General features: G+C 47.4%; 18 protein-coding genes and 2 tRNA genes (1 of these 20 only partly in view). 14 read left to right on the forward strand and 6 right to left on the reverse strand.

Going from position 1 to position 19,535, the window contains the following annotated elements:
- Positions 1-32 (reverse strand) — tRNA-Leu (locus tag HMPREF2560_RS11345); it reaches 174 nt to the left of the window's first position.
- Between the two features lie 38 nt (positions 33-70).
- Positions 71-157: transfer RNA gene (locus HMPREF2560_RS07170), tRNA-Leu, on the reverse strand.
- Positions 158-251: 94 nt separating this feature from the next.
- Here HMPREF2560_RS07170 and rnr point away from each other — a divergent pair.
- The 4 genes from rnr (at position 252) to recR (ending at position 5,849) form a co-directional block, all read left to right on the forward strand.
- A complete protein-coding gene (gene rnr / locus HMPREF2560_RS07175) occupies positions 252-2,732 on the forward strand; it encodes a ribonuclease R (protein ID WP_141748425.1) in 2,481 nt (826 codons plus the stop codon).
- 82 nt (positions 2,733-2,814) lie between these two features.
- On the forward strand, positions 2,815-3,162 hold the full coding sequence (locus HMPREF2560_RS07180) for an ArsC family reductase (RefSeq protein WP_070608284.1): 348 nt from the start codon (positions 2,815-2,817) through the stop codon (positions 3,160-3,162).
- A 145-nt stretch (positions 3,163-3,307) separates the two neighbouring features.
- Complete coding sequence (locus tag HMPREF2560_RS07185; RefSeq protein ID WP_070608285.1) at positions 3,308-5,161, forward strand: SurA N-terminal domain-containing protein; 1,854 nt, start codon at positions 3,308-3,310, stop codon at positions 5,159-5,161.
- Positions 5,162-5,243: 82 nt separating this feature from the next.
- Entirely contained in the window at positions 5,244-5,849 is a 606-nt protein-coding gene (gene recR, locus HMPREF2560_RS07190; protein ID WP_070608286.1) for a recombination mediator RecR, read from the forward strand.
- A 67-nt stretch (positions 5,850-5,916) separates the two neighbouring features.
- Here recR and HMPREF2560_RS07195 read toward each other — a convergent pair whose 3' ends face one another.
- Entirely contained in the window at positions 5,917-6,204 is a 288-nt protein-coding gene (locus HMPREF2560_RS07195) for a hypothetical protein (RefSeq protein ID WP_070608287.1), read from the reverse strand.
- A 214-nt stretch (positions 6,205-6,418) separates the two neighbouring features.
- Between HMPREF2560_RS07195 and HMPREF2560_RS07200 the strand changes: the two genes are divergently transcribed.
- The 4 genes from HMPREF2560_RS07200 to HMPREF2560_RS07215 all read left to right on the forward strand — a co-directional run bounded on the left by HMPREF2560_RS07200 (position 6,419) and on the right by HMPREF2560_RS07215 (position 11,536).
- Complete coding sequence (locus HMPREF2560_RS07200) at positions 6,419-7,669, forward strand: lipoprotein-releasing ABC transporter permease subunit (protein WP_070608288.1); 1,251 nt, start codon at positions 6,419-6,421, stop codon at positions 7,667-7,669.
- Positions 7,662-8,345: a lipoprotein-releasing ABC transporter ATP-binding protein LolD gene (gene lolD, locus HMPREF2560_RS07205; RefSeq protein WP_070608289.1), complete on the forward strand. Its 684-nt coding sequence runs from the start codon at positions 7,662-7,664 to the stop codon at positions 8,343-8,345. Before HMPREF2560_RS07200 ends, lolD begins: the two co-directional genes overlap by 8 nt.
- 131 nt (positions 8,346-8,476) lie before the next feature.
- Positions 8,477-10,240: an exodeoxyribonuclease V subunit alpha gene (gene recD, locus HMPREF2560_RS07210; RefSeq protein ID WP_070608290.1), complete on the forward strand. Its 1,764-nt coding sequence runs from the start codon at positions 8,477-8,479 to the stop codon at positions 10,238-10,240.
- Positions 10,241-10,336: 96 nt separating this feature from the next.
- Positions 10,337-11,536 (forward strand): hypothetical protein, encoded by a 1,200-nt coding sequence (locus tag HMPREF2560_RS07215; protein WP_070608291.1) that lies wholly within the window; start codon positions 10,337-10,339, stop codon positions 11,534-11,536.
- A 94-nt stretch (positions 11,537-11,630) separates the two neighbouring features.
- Here HMPREF2560_RS07215 and HMPREF2560_RS07220 read toward each other — a convergent pair whose 3' ends face one another.
- Positions 11,631-12,032, reverse strand: a complete 402-nt coding sequence (locus tag HMPREF2560_RS07220; protein ID WP_070608292.1) for an RNA-binding S4 domain-containing protein — start codon at positions 12,030-12,032, stop codon at positions 11,631-11,633.
- Between the two features lie 206 nt (positions 12,033-12,238).
- On the opposite strand from HMPREF2560_RS07220, the gene HMPREF2560_RS07225 reads away from it, so the two are divergent.
- The 6 genes from HMPREF2560_RS07225 to HMPREF2560_RS07250 all read left to right on the forward strand — a co-directional run bounded on the left by HMPREF2560_RS07225 (position 12,239) and on the right by HMPREF2560_RS07250 (position 17,589).
- Positions 12,239-13,198 carry an acetyl-CoA carboxylase carboxyltransferase subunit alpha gene (locus HMPREF2560_RS07225; protein ID WP_049333774.1) on the forward strand — a complete coding sequence of 320 codons (960 nt, stop codon included), beginning with the start codon at positions 12,239-12,241 and terminating at the stop codon, positions 13,196-13,198.
- 223 nt (positions 13,199-13,421) lie between these two features.
- On the forward strand, positions 13,422-14,621 hold the full coding sequence (gene tilS / locus HMPREF2560_RS07230) for a tRNA lysidine(34) synthetase TilS (RefSeq protein WP_283116549.1): 1,200 nt from the start codon (positions 13,422-13,424) through the stop codon (positions 14,619-14,621).
- A gap of 210 nt (positions 14,622-14,831) precedes the next feature.
- Positions 14,832-15,431 (forward strand): RNA polymerase sigma factor RpoE, encoded by a 600-nt coding sequence (rpoE, locus tag HMPREF2560_RS07235; RefSeq protein ID WP_036493687.1) that lies wholly within the window; start codon positions 14,832-14,834, stop codon positions 15,429-15,431.
- A 5-nt stretch (positions 15,432-15,436) separates the two neighbouring features.
- A complete protein-coding gene (locus HMPREF2560_RS07240; protein WP_070608294.1) occupies positions 15,437-15,985 on the forward strand; it encodes a sigma-E factor negative regulatory protein in 549 nt (182 codons plus the stop codon).
- Positions 15,986-16,103: 118 nt separating this feature from the next.
- Positions 16,104-16,895: a TrmH family RNA methyltransferase gene (locus HMPREF2560_RS07245; RefSeq protein ID WP_070608361.1), complete on the forward strand. Its 792-nt coding sequence runs from the start codon at positions 16,104-16,106 to the stop codon at positions 16,893-16,895.
- 34 nt (positions 16,896-16,929) lie between these two features.
- Positions 16,930-17,589: a YecA family protein gene (locus tag HMPREF2560_RS07250; RefSeq protein ID WP_070608295.1), complete on the forward strand. Its 660-nt coding sequence runs from the start codon at positions 16,930-16,932 to the stop codon at positions 17,587-17,589.
- A 60-nt stretch (positions 17,590-17,649) separates the two neighbouring features.
- On the opposite strand, the gene HMPREF2560_RS07255 is transcribed toward HMPREF2560_RS07250, so the two are convergent.
- Both HMPREF2560_RS07255 and HMPREF2560_RS07260 read right to left on the reverse strand, forming a co-directional pair.
- Positions 17,650-18,138, reverse strand: a complete 489-nt coding sequence (locus tag HMPREF2560_RS07255) for a DUF456 domain-containing protein (RefSeq protein WP_004519724.1) — start codon at positions 18,136-18,138, stop codon at positions 17,650-17,652.
- A 143-nt stretch (positions 18,139-18,281) separates the two neighbouring features.
- Positions 18,282-19,517: an MFS transporter gene (locus HMPREF2560_RS07260; protein ID WP_070608296.1), complete on the reverse strand. Its 1,236-nt coding sequence runs from the start codon at positions 19,515-19,517 to the stop codon at positions 18,282-18,284.
- Positions 19,518-19,535: the final 18 nt, after the last annotated feature.

Genomic DNA, 19,535 nt, shown 5'->3' on the forward strand with positions numbered 1-19,535 from the left:
GCTAGCGCGTCTACCAATTCCGCCACCTGGGCAATTTAAATTTTCTTAAGCAAAGAAGCACCAAAATATTTGGTGCCCAGGAGAAGACTCGAACTTCCACGCCCGTGAGGACACTAGCACCTGAAGCTAGCGCGTCTACCAATTCCGCCACCTGGGCTTTGCTTTATTCTTCAATTTAAGGTAGAGTTGACTACCTGAACTGCGAAGAAGCAGCTATTATATATTTTAAAAAAAGAATGTCAACTATCAAAATGAACAAAAATACTAAATCTTTAAATTTACGAGAAAAAGACCCGTATTTGGAGCGGGAGAAACAACGTTACGCTCATCCGTTGCCCAGCCGTGAATGGGTCATTGAATTATTGGAACAAAAAGGTGTGCCGACTAAAATTGAAGCGTTGGCACATGAATTGTCGATTACAGAAGATGAATATGAATTCTTCGAGCGTCGTCTGAAAGCGATGGCGCGCGATGGTCAGGTGTTGATCAATCGACGTGGTGCGGTATGTGCGGCAGAAAAATTGGCATTGGTTAAATGCCGTGTTGAAGCGCATAAAGACGGTTTTGGTTTTGCTGTGCCGCTAACGCCGACGGGCGAAGGTGATTTCGTTTTGTATGAGCGTCAGATGCGCGGCGTGATGCACGGGGATATTGTTACCGTGCGTCCTGCCGGTATCGACCGCAGAGGCCGTCGTGAAGGTACGGTTTTAGATGTGGTGGAGCGTGCGCAGTCTAAAGTGGTCGGCCGTTTTTATATGGATCGCGGTGTGGCTATTTTAGAGGCAGAAGACAAGCGTTTGAGCCAAAGTATCGTGTTAGAGCCTGAAAGCGTGGCGCACTTTAAACCGCAATCTGGTCAAGTGATTGTGGCTGAAATTGAGACGTATCCTGAAGCGCATCGTCCTGCAGTAGCTAAGCTGATTGAAGTGTTGGGCGATTATGCCGACAGCGGTATGGAAATCGAAATCGCTGTACGCAAGCACCATTTGCCTCATCAATTCAGCGAAGCATGTGCCAAAGCTGCGAAGAAAATTCCTGATCATGTGCGTAAAGCCGACTTGAAAGGGCGCGTGGACTTACGCGATTTGCCTCTGGTAACCATTGACGGTGAAACTGCACGGGACTTTGACGATGCGGTTTTTGCTGAAAAAGTCGGCCGCAATTACCGTTTGGTGGTGGCGATTGCTGACGTCAGTCATTATGTCCGCCCTGATGATGCGATTGATGTGGATGCTCAGGAACGCAGTACCAGCGTGTATTTCCCACGCCGCGTGATTCCGATGCTGCCGGAGAAGTTGTCCAACGGTATCTGCTCGCTCAATCCTGATGTTGAACGCCTGTGTATGGTGTGCGATATGGTGATTACCTATGCCGGCAATATCAAGGAATACCGTTTCTATCCGGCAGTAATGCGTTCGCATGCGCGACTGACTTACAATCAAGTTTGGGATTGGATTTCAGACGGCCAGGATCATCCGTTTAAGCAGCAAATCGATACTCTGTATAAGTTATTTAAAATCTTGCAGAAAAAACGTTTTGAGCGTGGCGCGGTTGAGTTTGAGAGCGTTGAAACCCAGATGATTTTTGACGACAACGGTAAAATCGACAAGATCGTTCCCGTTGTCCGCAATGATGCACACAAATTGATTGAAGAATGTATGTTGGCGGCGAATGTTTGCGCGGCAGAATTTTTGCTGAAGAACAAACATACGGCTTTATTCCGCAATCACTTGGGTCCGACTCCCGAAAAATTGGCTACTTTACGCGAGCAGCTTGGTTTGCAGGGGCTGAATTTGGGTGGCGGCGATAATCCGACGCCGAAAGACTATGCTGCGCTTGCCGAACAATTTAAAAACCGTCCGGACGCGGAATTGTTACAAGTGATGATGTTGCGTTCTATGCAGCAGGCGGTTTATGAGCCGCATTGCGACGGTCACTTTGGTTTGGCTTATAGCGCATATACACACTTTACTTCGCCTATCCGCCGTTATCCCGATTTGACGGTACATCGTGCCATTAAGGCTGTGTTGAACGGACAAACTTACCAGCCCAATAAAACCTGGCAGGCTTTGGGTGTACATACCTCTTTCTGCGAGCGCCGTGCCGATGATGCCAGTCGCGATGTGGAAAACTGGCTGAAAACTTATTATATGCGCGACAAAGTTGGCGAAGTCTTCAGTGGTAAGATTTCGGGCATGACCAGTTTCGGCATTTTTGTAACCTTGGACGATATTCATATCGACGGTTTGGTACACATCAGCGATTTAGGAGAGGATTATTTCAACTTCCGTCCTGAAATTATGGCAATTGAGGGTGAACGCAGCGGTGTCCGTTTCAACATGGGCGATACGGTCACTGTAAAAGTTGCTCGTGCCGATTTGGATACCAGCAAGATTGATTTGACCTTAATCAGCGGCGGTTCAGTCGGTAAGAAACGCGGCGGAAGAAAAGCGAAATCTGTGAGTAAGCCGACAGCTGCTGACAAGCCTGTCGAAAAGCGTAAGCGTAAACTTTCGGCTAAAGAAATTGATGAAGAGTTGGCTGCTCCCGCGAAGGCAAAGAAGGCCAAGGTAAAAAGTAAACCTGCTTCCAAACCGGCCAAGCCAAGCAAACCTAAAGCCGCAGGTAAGAAAAAAGCGCAGGCGAAAACAGCCTCTGTTAAGGCCGGGCGTAAAAATAACGCTCAAGGCAAAAGCGTGAAGATTAAAGTGAAGAAAGCTGCTAAGAAATAAGCAGCATTCAATTCAGGCCGTCTGAAAGGTTTCAGACGGCCTGAATTTGTGATTTCATGAATAAAACTTAAGGATAAATAAGATGATAAAACTATACGGTATTCCCAATTGCGATACGGTTAAAAAAGCGCGTAGTTGGTTGGCGGAAAATGGAATTGAGTTTGAGTTTGTAGATTTTAAGAAAAACGCCCCAACTCCTGATTTGATTGATGGCTGGCTGGAGCAGGCAGCTTTGGAAATTTTGCTTAATAAAAGAGGTACGACTTGGCGCAAGCTGGATAAAGATGCGCAAGAATCTGCCGCCACAAAAGAAGGTGCGATTGCTTTGATGGTGGAGAATCCCAGCATCATCAAGCGGCCTGTGTTGGTCAAAGAAGGGCAGGTTCATGTCGGATTTTCAGTAGAAGCGTATCAGGAAATGTTCGGATAAGGCATTTTTAGGTTTTTAGGCCGTCTGAAAAAGCAAGCCTTGAAAAAATACGTTACAATACGCGCTTTGAGCCTGTTTTCAGGATTTTAAGATTTTTGCGGCAGCATTTTGCGTCTGCCACGCCAAACTTTTCTTTCGGATAAATATGTTCCATATTGTTGAAAAATATAAAACACCCGCCCAGATTGTTTTAGGTATCATCGGTCTGACTTTTATCGGATTCGGTGCCAATAATTTGTCTTCGCCGGGTTCTGATTACATTGTTAAAGTCGGGGATGAGAAAGTCAGCGAACACGCTTTACAGATTGCGATACAAAACGAGCAGGCTGCCGGCAATAATGCGCCTTCGCGTGATGCTATATTCCAATCTTTATTGCAAAGAGCTTACCTGAAGCAGGGTGCCAAGCTGATGGGCATCGCTGTGTCTCAGGAACAAATCAAGCAAGTTATCGTGGATGATCCGAATTTCCATGATGCTTCCGGCAAATTCAGTCAGGATTTGCTCAAGAAGTATTTGGATCAGCGCAAAATGACGGAGGATCAGTTTGTTGAAGACATCCGCGAACAGTTCCAATTGCAAAATCTGTTGAATTTGGTGCAAAACGGTGCGTTGGTCAGCGATGCGCAAGCGCGTCAGTTAATTAACCTGACTCAAGCAACGCGTACCATCCGTTCATTTACGTTCAGCCCTGAAGCATTTGCGGCACAAGTAAAAGTAGATGATGCGGCTTTGCAAAAGTATTATGAAGCGCATAAGAAAGATTACTTGATTCCTCAAGCCGTTAAGCTGGAATATGTGGCTTTGAACATTAAGGATTTGGCTGACAAACAAACCGTCAGTGCGGAAGAAGTACAAAAAGCTTACGACAGCAAAAGCGTAGATTTATCGCCAAGAGCCGAAATTGCGCATATTTTCATTCCGGTTATGCCTAACGGAGATGAAGCAAGCAATGCGGAAATTAAAGCCGAAGTGGACAAAATGGCTGCGGAGCTTAAAGCACATCCGGATTCGTTTGCCGAGCTGGCGGCCAAGTACTCCAAAGATTTGTCCAGCAGCAACAAAGGCGGCAATTTGGGCTACCTGAGCAAAAGCGGCGGCAGCGGCTTTGGACCTGAATTCGATAAAGCGGCATTTGCATTGGGTAAAGGCGAAGTCAGCGATACCGTAAAATCATCTTTGGGTTATCACGTCATTAAAGTCTTGAATGTCGAAGCTGAGCCGACTTTGGAGCAAGCCAAAGCGCGTATCGAAGCAGCCTTGAAACTGAAAAAAGCAGCTTCTGCCTTTAATGCCGCTAAAGAAAAATTGGGTGAAGATGCCTTCAATGATCCATCTTCTTTGGCAAAAGCAGCCGCCAATTCAGGTTTGAAAGTGGAAAACCTGGATGAATGGGTAACCAAAGCGGGTGCGAAGGAAGCCGGCTTGCCTGAAGCATTGATTAATGCCGCGTTTAGTGATGATGTACTGAAGAAAAAACACAATTCTGAAGTGATCGCCATCAACAACGATACCGTTTGGGTCATTCGTGCGAAAGAAGTGCGCGAAGAGAAAATCGCACCATTTGCGGAAGTCAAAGACACTGTCCGTGCAGCATATCAGCGCTCTGAAGCCGCCAAACTGGCAGAGAAAAAAGCCCAGGAAACTTTGGCCGCATTGAAAGCCGGTAAAGCTGCCGACGTTCAATGGTCGCCTGTTTCTCAATTGAGCGCGCAAGATGCACGTAAAACTATGTCTCCGGAGGCTTATGCAGCTTTGCTGAAAGCGCGTCCTGTCGGCGGCAAACCTGCGTATACATTGTTGGAAGGTATGCCTGCGCCGGTGATTATGGAAGTTCAGAGCGTTTCTGCTCCTGAAAACGCCGATTCACAGATTCCGGCTGCCAAACAGGCTTTAGTTCAGCAGCTTTCTGCCAATGTGTTCGATAATTTACTCCAGTATTTGGGTAAGAAAATTGATCGTACACAAGGTGCACAGCAAGTTAATAATGCTGCCGAATAAGCAGAGTATTTGAGTAGGGCAGCCGGATGAATTCCGGCTGTTTTCTTATTTTTATCTATCTTTTTAAAGGCCGTCTGAAATCATGAGTAAAAATCCTGATGCCTTTGTCCGCTTGATTAATGCATTAAAAATCCTGCCCAATGTCGGCCCGAAATCCGCACAACGCATGGCTTACCAGCTTTTACAGTACAAACGCGAAGAAGCGCAGGAGTTGGTGGATGCTTTGCAGTTTGCCTTGAGGCAGGTGCAGCATTGTCGGCTGTGTAACACATTTTGCGAAGGCGATTTGTGTGAAATTTGTGCGGACGAAAAACGTGAGAAAAGCCGTTTGATGATTGTGCATATGCCGGCGGATGTTTCCAGTATGGAGGCGGCTAATTGCCATGATGGCCTGTATTTTGTTTTGATGGGGCAAGTCAGTCCGGCGCAGGGCATGGATATTTCGGCAGTGGCATTAGATAAGCTGGTTGCCCGTTTGCAGGCGAGTAATATTGAGGAAATTATCATTGCCACCAACTTCACAGCCGAAGGCGACGCGACAGCGTATGTATTGGCGGAATTGTTTAAAAATCTTCCTTATAAAGTCAGCCGGTTGGCAAGGGGAATCCCTTTGGGCGGCGAGATGGAATATGTGGATGCCGGTACTTTGGCACAGGCTGTTTACGATAGAAGGAATATCCAATCTTAAATGGCAATGCAATATAAAAAGGCCGTCTGAAAGTCTTTCAGACGGCCTTTTCATTGATTAAATCAGATTATTTGCAGCTGACGCCTTGAATTTGAGGCGTATCACCGTTGCCAACTTTGAATGCGCATTTGGTTGCGCTGCTGCCGGATACGGTAACAACACCGTTTCCGCTGTTGAGGCTGACAGGTTCTTTTACGCCCATGCCAACAGCAGTAGCTGCCAGTTTTTGAACATCGGCGTCGGAGTAAGCGGTATTGTTTGAACTGATTTTGATTTCTTTGGCGGCATATGCATTGAGGCTGAATGACAAACCTACAGCTACGGATACGAGAGCCAAGAATTTTTTGCTGTTCATTAGTGTATTTCCTTTTTGATGGTGACAAAGTGTGTCACAGCTTCAGAATAAGGGCGATTGGCAGATTGTGCAAGTTTTTCGGCGGAATTTACGGGAAGATACATGGTTTTACACACACTTTATCCCTGGATACCACATCAGTCGAGCAATCGGACGACCTGTCGGTTTTACGGTACAATAAGCCTTTTTTGACAAACGAATGAGGCATTTTTGAATGGCTTCTTTAGAAACTTGGATAGGCCTGCGCTATTTGCGTGCGAAAAAACGCAACGGCTTTATGTCATTTATTACCATGATTTCAATCGCCGGTATCGCCTTGGGCGTAACGGCGCTGATTGTGGTGCTATCCGTAATGAATGGATTTCAGAAAGAGATACGAGGTCAATTGTTGAACGTCGCACCTCATGCAGAAATCGGCTATTACGATGTCGGCAGTGCGCCGGGTTGGCAGAATTTGCGCGAATTTGTAAAAGGCAAAAAGGAAGTATTGGCTAGCGCGCCTTATGTTTCCGATCAAGCTTTGCTTGCCAATGCAGGAGAAGTACGCGGTGTACAGATACGCGGTATCTTGCCGTCTGAAGAAAAAAATGTCGTTGATTACGGCAAGGATATGCCGGCCGGCAGTTTTGATGATTTGAAGCCGGGCGAGTTTGATATTATTTTGGGTCAAGGGCTTGCTGAAGCATTGGGCACGGAGATTGGTGGCAAGGTTACAGTGATTACGCCAGAGGGTAATGTCACGCCTGCCGGCGTAGTGCCGCGCTTGAAGCAGTTTAATGTAGTCGGTGTGGTAAAAACAGGTGTTTATGAAGTCGATAACACATTGGCCATGACGCATATCAAGGATGCACAAGTCTTGTATCGACTGGGAGAAAATGTCGGTGGGCTGCGTTTGCGACTGGCTGATCCTCAGAATGCGCCGTCTTTCATTGCCAAGTTGATTCCTGATGCTAAAAAAGATGAAGTATGGGTGCGCGACTGGACGTTTAACAACCGCAGCTATTTTGAAGCCGTTGAGTTGGAAAAACGCATGATGTTCATCATTTTGACACTGATTATCGCAGTTGCTGCGTTTAACCTTGTCTCTTCTTTAGTAATGGCAGTAACGGAAAAACAAGCCGATATTGCGATTTTGCGCACGTTGGGTTTATCCCCGAGCGGCGTCATGAAGATTTTCTTGGTGCAGGGTGCTTTTGCGGGATTCTTCGGTACGCTTGTGGGCGTGGTATGCGGTGTATTGCTGGGTTGGAATGTCGGCAAGATTGTCGCATTTTTTGAAGACTTGTTTGGCGTGCATTTGATTAACTCACAGGTTTATTTCATCGATTACCTGCCTAGCGATGTGAACTTAAAGGACGTCGCCGTTATTGCCTGCATTTCGCTTGGTTTGGCATTTATTGCCACACTGTATCCGAGCTGGCGTGCTGCAAAAACCCAACCTGCGGAGGCTTTGCGTTATGAGTAAGACAATTTTGAAATGTACCAGCGTTGGCAAAAGCTATAATGATGGCGCATTGAATGTACAAGTGTTGAATCATTTGGATTTTGAAGTTGCCGAAGCGGAAAGCGTGAGTATTATTGGTTCGTCAGGCAGCGGTAAATCTACGTTGCTGCACCTTCTTGGTGGCTTGGATATGCCGTCTGAAGGCAAGGTAATACTGATGGATCAGGATTTGGGTGGTTTGAGCCAAAAACAATTGGGCGAATTGCGCAACCGTTATTTGGGCTTTGTGTATCAGTTCCACCATCTATTGCCTGAGTTTTCTGCTTTGGAAAATGTCATGATGCCGCTTTTAATCGGTAAAATGCCCAAGGCGATGGCTGAGGAGAAGGCTGTCAATATGCTGAAAAAGGTTGGCTTGGACAAACGTATGCTGCACCGTCCGAGCGAACTTTCCGGCGGTGAGCGTCAGCGTGCGGCGATTGCCCGTGCTTTGGTTAATGAGCCGAAATGCCTGTTGGCAGATGAACCGACGGGGAACCTTGACCGTAAAAATGCGCAAAATGTGCTGGACATGATGCTGGATTTGAAACGCGAATTAAACACCAGCCTGATTGTGGTGACCCATGATGACGAGCTGGCTGAGCGTTTCGACCGGGTAATGACCATGAAAGACGGCAGCCTGCAAGTGCTGCAATAAGGTTATTATTTCAGGAAAATATTTTATGCTTTGAACGGTATAATAGAGGCCGTCTGAAAATAGGTTTTCATTTATGGAAACGCTGTTTTTCAGACGGCCTTTCTTTTGTCCGTATCAATCAAGCATAAACCATGAATCCAACCGACTCTATCCTTTCCTCTGCCGCAGATGCGGCCATAGCGTTTTTCCGCCGCCACGAAGTACAGGGAGCATCCGTTATTGAGCCTTATGTGGTTCGACTGTTTGCAGCCTTGCAAAACGGGCATTCGTTTATTTACTTGGATAAAGCGGATGTTGATGCCTTAAGCAACTTGCCGAATTTGGTCGGCAATGAGGATAAACCGCTTATCCTGCAAGGCCGGAAATTGTTTTTAGGGCGGATGTGGCAGTTGGAGCATGATTTGGCTGTTGAAATTAAACGGCTGGCCAGTGCCGAGGCGGAAGAAGTGAATTTTATGGCGGCTTCAAAAAGCCTGAGCGATTGGTTTGATACTAAAGACAGCAAAGAGCAACGGGATGCTGCGGCTTTGGCCTTGCTGCAAAACTTTATGCTGATTACCGGCGGGCCGGGTACGGGGAAGACGACGACCGTCGCAAAGCTTTTGGGTCTGATTTGCAATAACAGTACGAAGCTGCCCCGTATCGCGTTGGCGGCACCGACGGGCAAAGCGGCTGCGCATATGGCACGGGCTTTGCAGCGTGCTTTGGACGGTTTTGATTTGTCTCCGAGCATTAAAGCGCATTTGGAAAACTTGGAAGGGCAGACCGTCCATCGATTGTTGAAACTGCGGCCGCCGCAAATGCGCCCTGCGTTCAATCATGAACATCCGCTTGCATTGGATGTTTTGGTAGTAGATGAGGCTTCGATGTTGGATTTGCCACTGGTGTTGGATTTATTGCGCGCCGTGCCGACCGGCTGTCGTCTGGTATTGCTTGGCGATGAAAACCAGTTGCCGTCGGTTGGGTTAGGAGCCGTATTGGCGGCATTGTCACGTCCGACGGCTTTGGATAAAGAAACCGCTGAAAAGCTGGAAGTGTACCTGCCCAATCATGGCTTTGAGATTAAAGAGCGACCACAGGCTTTATCGCAAAACAATGCCAAATTGACGTTCAGCCACCGTTTCGGTGCAGACAGCGGTATCGGCTGTTTGGCAAGGGCGGTGGTGTCCGGGGAAAAGCAAACTGCGGTCGAACAGTTTGATAAGTTCCCCAAAGAATTGGAAATGAAATCAGGCCGTCTGAAAGAGCAGGTCGCTTTGCTGTATCAAAAGCAACAGGATTATTGGCAGGCTATGGCAAAGAATAATGTTGCACTCGCCTATGGTCATGCGGCCGATGTGGTGGTATTGGCGGCTTGGCGGCAGGATGCTGATTATTTGAATCAGGCTTATCAAGAATACTTGCAACGGCAAGGCAAGGTTTCGGGCGAAACGCCTTGGTTTGCCGGACAAATCATCATGATTACGCACAATGATTACATGCTGGAAGTATTTAACGGCGACATCGGTCTGATTATGAAAGATGAAGAATCGTTGAATGGTTTGTCTGCATTTTTTCCTGAGAAAGATGGATTCAAAAAAATTGCCATCAGCCGTTTGCCTGATTTTGAATCGGCTTTTGCCATGACGGTGCATAAGAGCCAAGGTTCGGAATATCGGGAAGTATGGCTTTTACCGCCGTCAGTACCTGCAACGACGGAGAGTGAAGAAGAGGCCCGAGGTTTGGATAAGGCTTTGCTTTACACAGCCATTACCCGTGCGCGTGAACGTTTTGTATTTTGGGGAAATGCGGAGGAATTATGTAAAGCTGTGGAATGCCATCAAAAACGCAGGACAGCATTGGCCGATGCCTTGAAATGGCAGTTTGAACAGCCTGATGAGCAGGCTTCCGTTTGACCTGAATCAAGAGGCCGTCTGAAAGAGGATAAAGCGTTTAAATCTGCTTGACTGATTACACTAATTTACATACGATAAAAATAATTAGTAAATAAAATGAATAATTTATACGAAATTCATAATTTTGTACGCTTTATCGAATACTTCACTTTCAATACCTTCTTTTGGAGAGTCGGCATGAAATTTCAAACCAAACTGATTGCAACCTGTATTTTATTGGCTTCATCATCTTATTCTTTGGCAGAGAATGCTGATGGCGGACGTGATGCGGCGGCTTTGGCCACCACCAACGATTACGTCAATTCCGGCAGTATTATTCGAAAAGACGACGATAAAATCAGTATTTTCAATGATTTGTTGACTGTAAATGGTGGTTTGCGCGTGCGTGCGGATACCAAAGACATCAATGCCAACAACAGCGGCATCAATCCTACGCCTGAAGATACCAATGCCAACTTCAATGCGGAGTTTTGGTTACGCGCAAAACTGTATAAAGATTGGAAATTGGTTGCGCAAATCGAGCCGAATATCGATTTGGAAACCGGTAAGTTCAACGGCGATCATGATGTGCCGGTGAATAAACTGTATGCCGAAGGCACTTTGTACAACAATATTAAAGCGCGTGTCGGTAAATTTGGCGCGTTCTCTTCATACGGTCGCGTATGGGATACTGAAGTAACCGGCGGTGAAATCTTCTTCGACAATAAAACCCTGCCTACCAAAATCTATGCAGGCCGCCGCACTGGCAATTTGAACGACAACGCATGGGGCATTGGCGGCCGCCGCAGACATTTTGCCGCGGTTCAAAGCGTGTTGCCTGTGAATGAGAATATCAACGTCGGCGCAACCGTCAGCTACATGAAAGACATCGATGTACGCGGTGCGAAGAAAAATGCAGTCTTCGGGGAAATTGGTACGGACATCAAATTTAATGACGATTGGCATTGGATGGCTGCAGTCAGCAAGTCCAATATCAAAGCCTATAATGATGCCGGCCAAAAAATCAAAAATGATGGCGTGTTCACTGAAGTGCGCTATAAATCAGCCGACTGGAACGTCCGCAATTCTTACGACGTATTCTTGAACTACCGCCGTGTCGGTTCGTTGTCCGGTGTCTCTTCCGTTGAGGATTACAGCAAAAACGTCCAAGGCGTGCAAATCGGTGCGACCTATATTCCTTGGAAAAACTGGAAACTTAAAGGCTTTTATTTGGCCGGCAAACAGGTTACGCCTACCGTCGGCACAGATAAGCAGGACGTAAACGTTATTCGTGGTCAGTTAGAATATAAATTTTAATCATCACAAATAAAAAACAGGCAGGATGTCCTGCCTGTTTTTGGTTTTCAGACGGCATGGATATAGGGCCGTCTGAAACAATGGATGAAACGCTTTACCAGCTATCGCGCTTCATACGGTCAAGCTGGCGGCGGTCGCGTTTGGTTGGGCGTCCGTCCGGATAAGCGGCACTGATGCGGCTGGCTTGGTCGAGCTGTTTTTGAGCTTCGCGTTCGGCAGCCGTTTTTATGTCTTCTTCGTAGAGTAAACGCGCTTCCGGTGCCGGGCGGCGTTGATGATTGAGCGCGGCAACTTTGAATTTGTAGGGTAGGGAGTTCAAAGTCATGTCGATGGTGTCGCCGGCAGAAATATTTTTGCTGTTTTTCACCTTCGAGCCGTTTACCAAAACCCTGCCCAGCTCAATATGTTTTTGTGCCAGCGCGCGGGTCTTGAAAAAGCGCGCGGCCCAAAGCCATTTGTCCAAGCGCATGGACGAATTGTCATGATCGTTTTTCATAGCCTGTTTGAAATGATTGAACTGAATTGAAGTTTATCATAAGATACGGCACTTCATTCATTTAGTGCAGATATACTATTTTTCTTTGTTAAAGGCCGTCTGAAAGATTTTTTATTGCAAAAGATGGCAGTTTCCCTTTGAGAAATGCTGTCAAATACGTCTGATTAGCGTATCATGTCAGCAACCGTTACCGAGAGCTTTGTTTTATGAAACCCGTTTTTTTGGACTTCGAACAACCCATCGCCGAATTAACCAATAAAATCGATGAGTTGCGATTCGTACAAGACGAATCTGCCGTTGATATTTCCGACGAGATTGCCAGACTGCAAAAGAAAAGCAGTGAGTTGACCAAGTCGATTTTCAGCAAGCTGACTCCGGCTCAAATTTCACAAGTGTCCCGCCATCCGCAACGACCTTATACTTTGGACTACATCAACGGTATTTTTACCGATTTTGAAGAGTTGCACGGCGACCGCCATTATTCTGACGATCATGCCATTGTCGGCGGTTTGGCGCGTTTCAACGGCCAAAGCGTGATGGTTATCGGTCATCAAAAAGGCCGCGATACCAAAGAAAAAATCCGCCGTAATTTCGGTATGCCGCGTCCTGAGGGTTACCGTAAAGCACTGCGCTTGATGCAGACTGCCGAAAAATTCAATATTCCGGTCATGACCTTTGTCGATACCCCGGGTGCGTATCCTGGCATTGGCGCGGAAGAACGCGGCCAGTCTGAAGCCATCGGCCGTAATTTATACGAACTGACCCGCCTGCATGTGCCGGTATTGTGCACCATTATTGGCGAAGGCGGTTCGGGTGGTGCGTTGGCAGTGGCTGTCGGCGACTACGTCAATATGCTGCAATACTCGACTTATTCGGTGATTTCTCCCGAAGGTTGTGCCTCTATTCTTTGGAAAACTGCTGAAAAAGCAGCAGATGCCGCGCAGGCATTGGGTATTACCGCCAAACGCCTGCAAGAATTGGATGTCATCGACAAAGTGATTGATGAGCCTTTGGGCGGTGCACACCGTGATTTTGAAACCACGATGAAAAACGTTAAAACTGTTTTGGAACAGCAATTAAGCGAAGCGCAAAGCATGACCATGCCTGACTTGCTTTCTCGCCGTTTCGACCGCATCATGGCTTACGGTAAATTTACCGATAAATAAGTTTGACTGCTGAAAAAGCAAGCAGATGTCGCTGCTTGCTTTTTTTGTGTTCTATTTTTGAGTCATTCACAATTTCAGGCCGTCTGAAATGTCGCAAGTATCCCCTGATTCCCTATTTAAAAGTTTTCAAGCAGCTTTTCCTGATTTGCCGAACCATACTGTTTTTGAAGTTGGCTTGAGTGGCGGATTGGATTCTGTCGTCCTGCTGCATCTTTTGCATCAGATGCGCGAATTTCGCCATTTTGATTTGCGTGCCGTCCATGTTCATCATGGTTTAAGCACCAATGCCGACAGTTGGGCTAAATTTTGCCAGGATTATTGTCAACGTCTGAATGTTGCCTTGCGGGTATGCCGTGTCAATGTGGAAAAACAAGGAAAAGGTTTGGAAGCGGCGGCTAGGGCTGCACGATATAAGGCATTTTCAGACGGCCTGAAGAAAATTATTGTTTTGGCACATCACCGCAATGATCAAATCGAAACATTTATGCTGTCGGCTGTGCGCGGTGGCGGATTGCGCGGTATGGCGGCCATGCCGGTATGGCGTGATTTAAATGAAGAGATTCAAATTTGGCGACCGCTTTTGGCATTTTCCCGTCAGGAACTGGCTGAGTATGCGCAACAATGGGGATTATCTTTTGTTGAAGACGAAAGTAATGAAGACTCCGGCTATTTACGCAATTGGATGAGAAATCAGGCTTTACCGCAATGGCAGCAGCGTATTCCGAATTTTGAGCGGCAAATTTGTGCCAATGTTCGATTATTGCAGGAAGATTTGCAGCTTTTAGATGAATTGATTGAGTCTGAATATCAGCGCATCAGTCCAAACGGAATATTCAGCATCAGTCTGTGGCGGAAATGTACGCCGCTTTTGCGTCGTCGGCTGCTTTGGTATTTTTTGCGAAAACAAACAGAATCATTGCCTTCTTATCACAGTATTGCCGATTTTGCCCGAGTATTGGAAACCGCTGATCAGGCGCAGTTGAATTTGCCAGATGGGGAACTGGTCGCATATCGAGACAAGCTGTTTGTTTGTCAGGAAAGTGAGTTTCAAAAACTGCCTTGGTGTAATGGCAGGGAAGTTCAAGGCCGTCTGAAAGATATTTTACTCGAAAATGGTTTTGTTTTATTACCGTTTAAGGGAGGTTTGTCGGAAGAGGAGTTGGAGAAGCCGGCGGTACTTAGAAGTGTGGCCAAAAGTGATGTGATTCAGTCGGGAGGGAGGGAAAAATCAGTCGAAAAACTATTGCAAGAGTGTCATATTGTGCCACTCGTCCGTAAATATTGGCCGATTATCCTAAGTATGGGCAACAAGTGCCTTGCAGTTGTTAATCTTCGGGTGGGAAGCGATGTTCAAATAGGGGAAGGCTATCTGCCTGTTCATGAAAAGTTGGTCAAATATATAGCAGAAAAGCAAAGAGACTAACTGTAAATTTAGTAAGTATTAGTAATTTAACTACTTGTGCTAAGTGTATATATAATAAGCAATACAGCTTATGTTAGAGCATCTGCACGAATAAACTTTTGCGATTATAATGTAATCTTGTGGAACTATTTCAAAGCGATGCTGTCTTTATTGTGCACAGCACGCTTTACTATTTTTGGTTTAAAGCAGTAAAACGATTAAAGGTTGGGTATGAACGATCGCCAAATAGATCAAGTTTTGGTAGAGCGCGCGCAGAAAGGTGACCATAAGGCATTCGAGATGCTGATGTCCAAGTATCAGCGTCGGCTAAACAGACTGATTTCCCGTTTCATTCAGGATGAGCACGAAGTACACGATGTAACCCAAGAGGCAATGATTAGGGCTTATCGTGCATTGGCAAATTTTCGTGGAGAAAGTGCATTTTATACATGGCTGTACCGTATCGGTATCAATACGGCAAAGAATTTTCTGACCACTTCGGGTCGCCAGTTTTTTGTCAGCTCGGAAGCAGCCAATGAGGAGGGAGATGTTCTCGATTTAACCGATCAGATTGCGGATTATCATACGCCGGAAGCTGAAATGATGAATCGGGAAATCTTGCAGACCGTCGAAGCAAGCATTGCGCAACTGCCAGACGATATGCGTCAAGCCATTACGCTTAGGGAAATGGATGGCTTGTCTTACGAAGAAATAGCTCGGGTAGTGGATTGTCCGATAGGTACTGTACGTTCGCGTATTTTCAGAGCGCGTGAACTGATTGCAAAAGATTTGCGGCCGCTGTTGGATACTTCTGAAGATCAAAGGTGGTAATAAAAATGAACGACAAAACAAATAAAGCATTGGAGTATGTGTCTGCATTGATGGACGGTGAAGCATTGACTGATGAGATGCTGGATGCCGTATTGGCAGACGAGGAAGCTATGCGCGCTTGGCATGAGTACCACATTATCGGCGACTGTATCCGTCAGGGTGCGGCGGCGAGTGTTGCCGGTGAAGCCATGCAAAGCAAAGCATTTACAGTGCCTCAAGCCGAAGCTGAAGGCAAACAGGAAAAATATGCTCAGCGTGAAGCGGCCAATAGCGGCTTCTTCAAATTTTTCGCGGCCGCTGCCAGCGTGTGTGCGATTGCTGTTGCAGTATGGCAATTTACACCGCAATCTTCTCGTGACGCTATGCCGGTTGCAGAGAAGTCTAATACTCAGCCTGCCCAAAATATCATTCCAGTGAGCGGTACGCCTAGTGATAAAGCAGCTTCAGAGCTTGGCGAGACTGTTGTGCCGAATGCGGCAAAAGACGGCAAAATTGAAAACCGTCCGACTGTCCGTACCGAGCAAAAAAATGAGCAGCAGACTGTTGTGCAGTAAAAAATGAAATCATGCAAAACCCTTGCTTTATTGTAAGGGTTTTTTATTTTCGTAGCAAAACCGTCAGGCCGTCTGAAAGCATAGCTTCAATGAAGTCAAAACAGTTATAATGCGCCTCATGAAACTGATTACCTCTGCTCAAAACGAACAGCTCAAACATTTATTCCGTCTGCTGACGCAGGCCAAAGCAAGGCGTGAAAGCGGTGAAACCGTATTGGAAGGCGTACATCTGCTGCAAACTTATTTACAAAGCGGCGGTACGCCCAAACAGGTTTACCTGCCTGAAAAGAAACAGCAACATCCTGAAATTCAAGAAATTACGGCGCAGTTGGATGAGGGATTGATTACTTGGGTTGGTAACGAAGCACTGTCTAAAATCACCAGCCTGACCGATGCCGATGATGTGATGACTTGGATTGATATTCCGAAACAGGCAGGCTTGCCTTCAGACGGTGATTGCGTGGTATTGGAGCGGGTACAAGACCCAGGCAATGCAGGCACGATTTTACGCAGCGCGGCGGCGGCCGGAGTCAAGAAAATCGTGTGCGGCAATGATTCCGTGGATATCTGGTCGCCCAAAGTGTTGCGGGCGGGGATGGGCGCGCATTTTCTGCTGTCTATTTTCAGCCGAGTGGAATTATCCGCTTGGATGGAAAGGTATCAGCATCAAATTTGGGCAACTGCCTTGGGCGGTCGCAATATCGGGTTGTATGAAATGGACCTCAGTCAACCTTGTGCTTGGGTGTTTGGCAACGAAGGCAGCGGCGTGAGCGAAACGGTAAAAGAGAAGGCTGATGCCTGTGTCAAAATCCCCATGTTGGGACAAACGGAATCTCTGAATGTCGCGATGGCGGCAACGGTTTGTCTGTTTGAACAAATGCGGCAGCGTATCCATGCCCAGGCCGTCTGAAAACAATAATACGATTTTATTTTAAGGAACAAAAATGCAAATACTGACTTTTGATGAAGCGGCACGCAGCCGGTTGATGGAATTGCTGGATGCCAAATCCGAAGCCCACAACACCATGCGTTGTGATGAGGTTCAAGGTTTTATGATGGCTTTATTAAGCGGTCCGGATGCTTTGAACCCGACCAACTGGCTGCCTGAGATTTTAGGTGAAGAATCTTTGTTTGATGCCAAAGAGCGCACTGAAATCGAGCGTTTGGTCATGGCAATGGCCGCCGATATGCGCATGAAGCTTAACGAGAAAATTCTGCCTGATTTGTGGTTTTATGAAGATGAAGCCGGCAATCCGGATTTCTACACTTGGTGTAACGCCTATCTTTACGCACTGGATATTGTGCCTACCGATTGGTTTGAAGCAGTCGATCAGGAAGAGTTTGAAGATTTGTTCTATCCGATCATGGCTTTGGGCGGCATCTACGACGAAGAGGAAAACGGCGAAGTTATCTTGCATCTGAATGAAAAAGAGCTGACCCAGTTGGAATCTGATTTGTCGCATGTCCTGCTTGATATTTACTGGTACTGGCAGGCCATCATCAATAAGCCGCAAACCGTACGCCGCGAAGGCGAAAAAGTAGGTCGCAACGATCCTTGCCCGTGTGGCAGCGGTAAAAAATACAAAGCCTGCTGCGGCAAATAAACAGTGAAATGAAAAGGCCGTCTGAATGCTTGAAATTCAGACGGCCTTTAATGTTTTGTCTTAGAACAACGAGGCCAACCAAACAAACAGGATGGTCAGTGCGATGGTCAAGGCGCAGCCGATTTTGGCTACGGTGCCGATGATGAAGCCGATAAACGTACCGATACCGACTTTGCCTGCCTGCCAAGTGTCTTTGCGTGCCATAAATTCGCCGATGGCCGCACCGGTCAACGGGCCGAGCAACAAGCCGGGAATGGAAAAGAATGCGCCGACGATGCCGCCGATAAATGCACCCCAAACTGCGGTTTTGCTTGCGCCGGTATATTTTGCACCCAATGCGCCCGCCACATAGTCCATTGCAGTACCGAATACGGCAACGATAGCCAAAAAGGTCAGCGTACCCGAGCCAAACACTTGATAATCGCCGGCATAACCCAACAGCCATGCACCACCAAACATCAAACCCAATCCGGGCAAGGCAGGATAAATAGTGCCTAAAATACCGACAACAATGGCGATCAAGCCGAGAACGATGAGAACAGCAGTCATGAGGTTCCTTTTGAATTTAAGAGTGTAATAATGGCAGTATTATGGGCACGTTTTGTTATATTTTCATGAGAGATTGTGCAATAAAATGAAAAATTATCCAGAGGAGCGCTCAATTAAAATCGATGGATAAATATTTGAGCGAATTATTGTGAATCACGCTCTGAATGATTGAATAAATTTCTATTCAAATATAAAAGCAGGCCTACCAATACGGCTAAGTACACTGCAACCCAATACGCATTAGTATAACCAATAGCCTTTGCCAGCTGCAGGGCGACGAAACCGGCCGCGTAACTGCCGAGCAGAACCACGGAAAATTGCAGGCTGCTGTCGAGTGCGGCGGTGGCACGGTTGGATTTGTCCATCACCAACGCCAGTATCACCGGCAACAGCAGCGTGTAGCTCAGGCTTAGGGCAATGATTTGAACGGGCGGCAGCCAAGGGTGGATGCGGGCGAGCGCGTCGATGGCGGTCATGGACGCCAAAAGCGGCAGTTGCAGCGCGTAGAGTAGGAAAACGAGTTTGCGGCGTGGATAATTGCGCGAAAACCAGCCCGACAGCGGAGTCACAATCAGGCAGGCAACAGGAATGCCCACCGCCAGAATCCCGCCCGTCTGCTTCGGGTTGAAGCCCAAATCCGCCAGCCTGGGCACAAAAGTTGCCGCCATAAACGCATACGGTGCGGCAACGGCAAACAGCAAAACCAGCCACAGCCAGCCTGTTTCAGGTTGCTGCCAAAAAGAAACCAGCCGTGCTGCCAACGCCGTCCAACTGCCTTGCGCAGTCGGACTTTCCGGCTCGCGGTAGTACAAGAGTTGCAGCAGCATCAGCAGGCTGAACGCCAGCATAAAGCCGGCCGCCGCCGTCTGTCCGTATTCCTGATACAGCCACAATACCAGCGCGCCGCCGATCATCTTGCCGCCGCGTGCCGCCATCGTTTGAATCACGCCGCCGAAACCGCGTTCGCGGTGCGGCAGGACGATGCACGACAAACCCAGCATCGCGCAGCCGTACACCGCCGACATCGCCGAGAGCAGTACGCAGCAGGTCAAAAGCAGCGGGAAGTTCTGCGTGATGTCGGTACAGGCCATCAGCCCGAACACCGCCGAAAGCCCAAGCGTCGCCGCCAGCAGCCAGCCGCGAAACCGTCCGAACCGCCCCGCCGGCCGCCGCTCCATCAGCGCGGCAAACAATACCTTCGCCGCTTCGATACCGCCGATCAAATGAATCCAGCTTAGTTGGTTTAGGCTGTAACCGTGGTTTTTCAAAATGGCCACCAGCGCGACCAGATAAAAACCGGTCAGCGTGAATTTGTAGGTGCTGCCGCCGATAAGCAGCAGCCAGTCGCGTGAGTTTGGGGAAGTCTGATTGTCGGACATCACATGATTCTTTTGAAG

The sequence above is a fragment of the Neisseria sp. HMSC078H04 genome (assembly GCF_001838135.1).
Classification (GTDB): Bacteria; Pseudomonadota; Gammaproteobacteria; order Burkholderiales; family Neisseriaceae; genus Neisseria.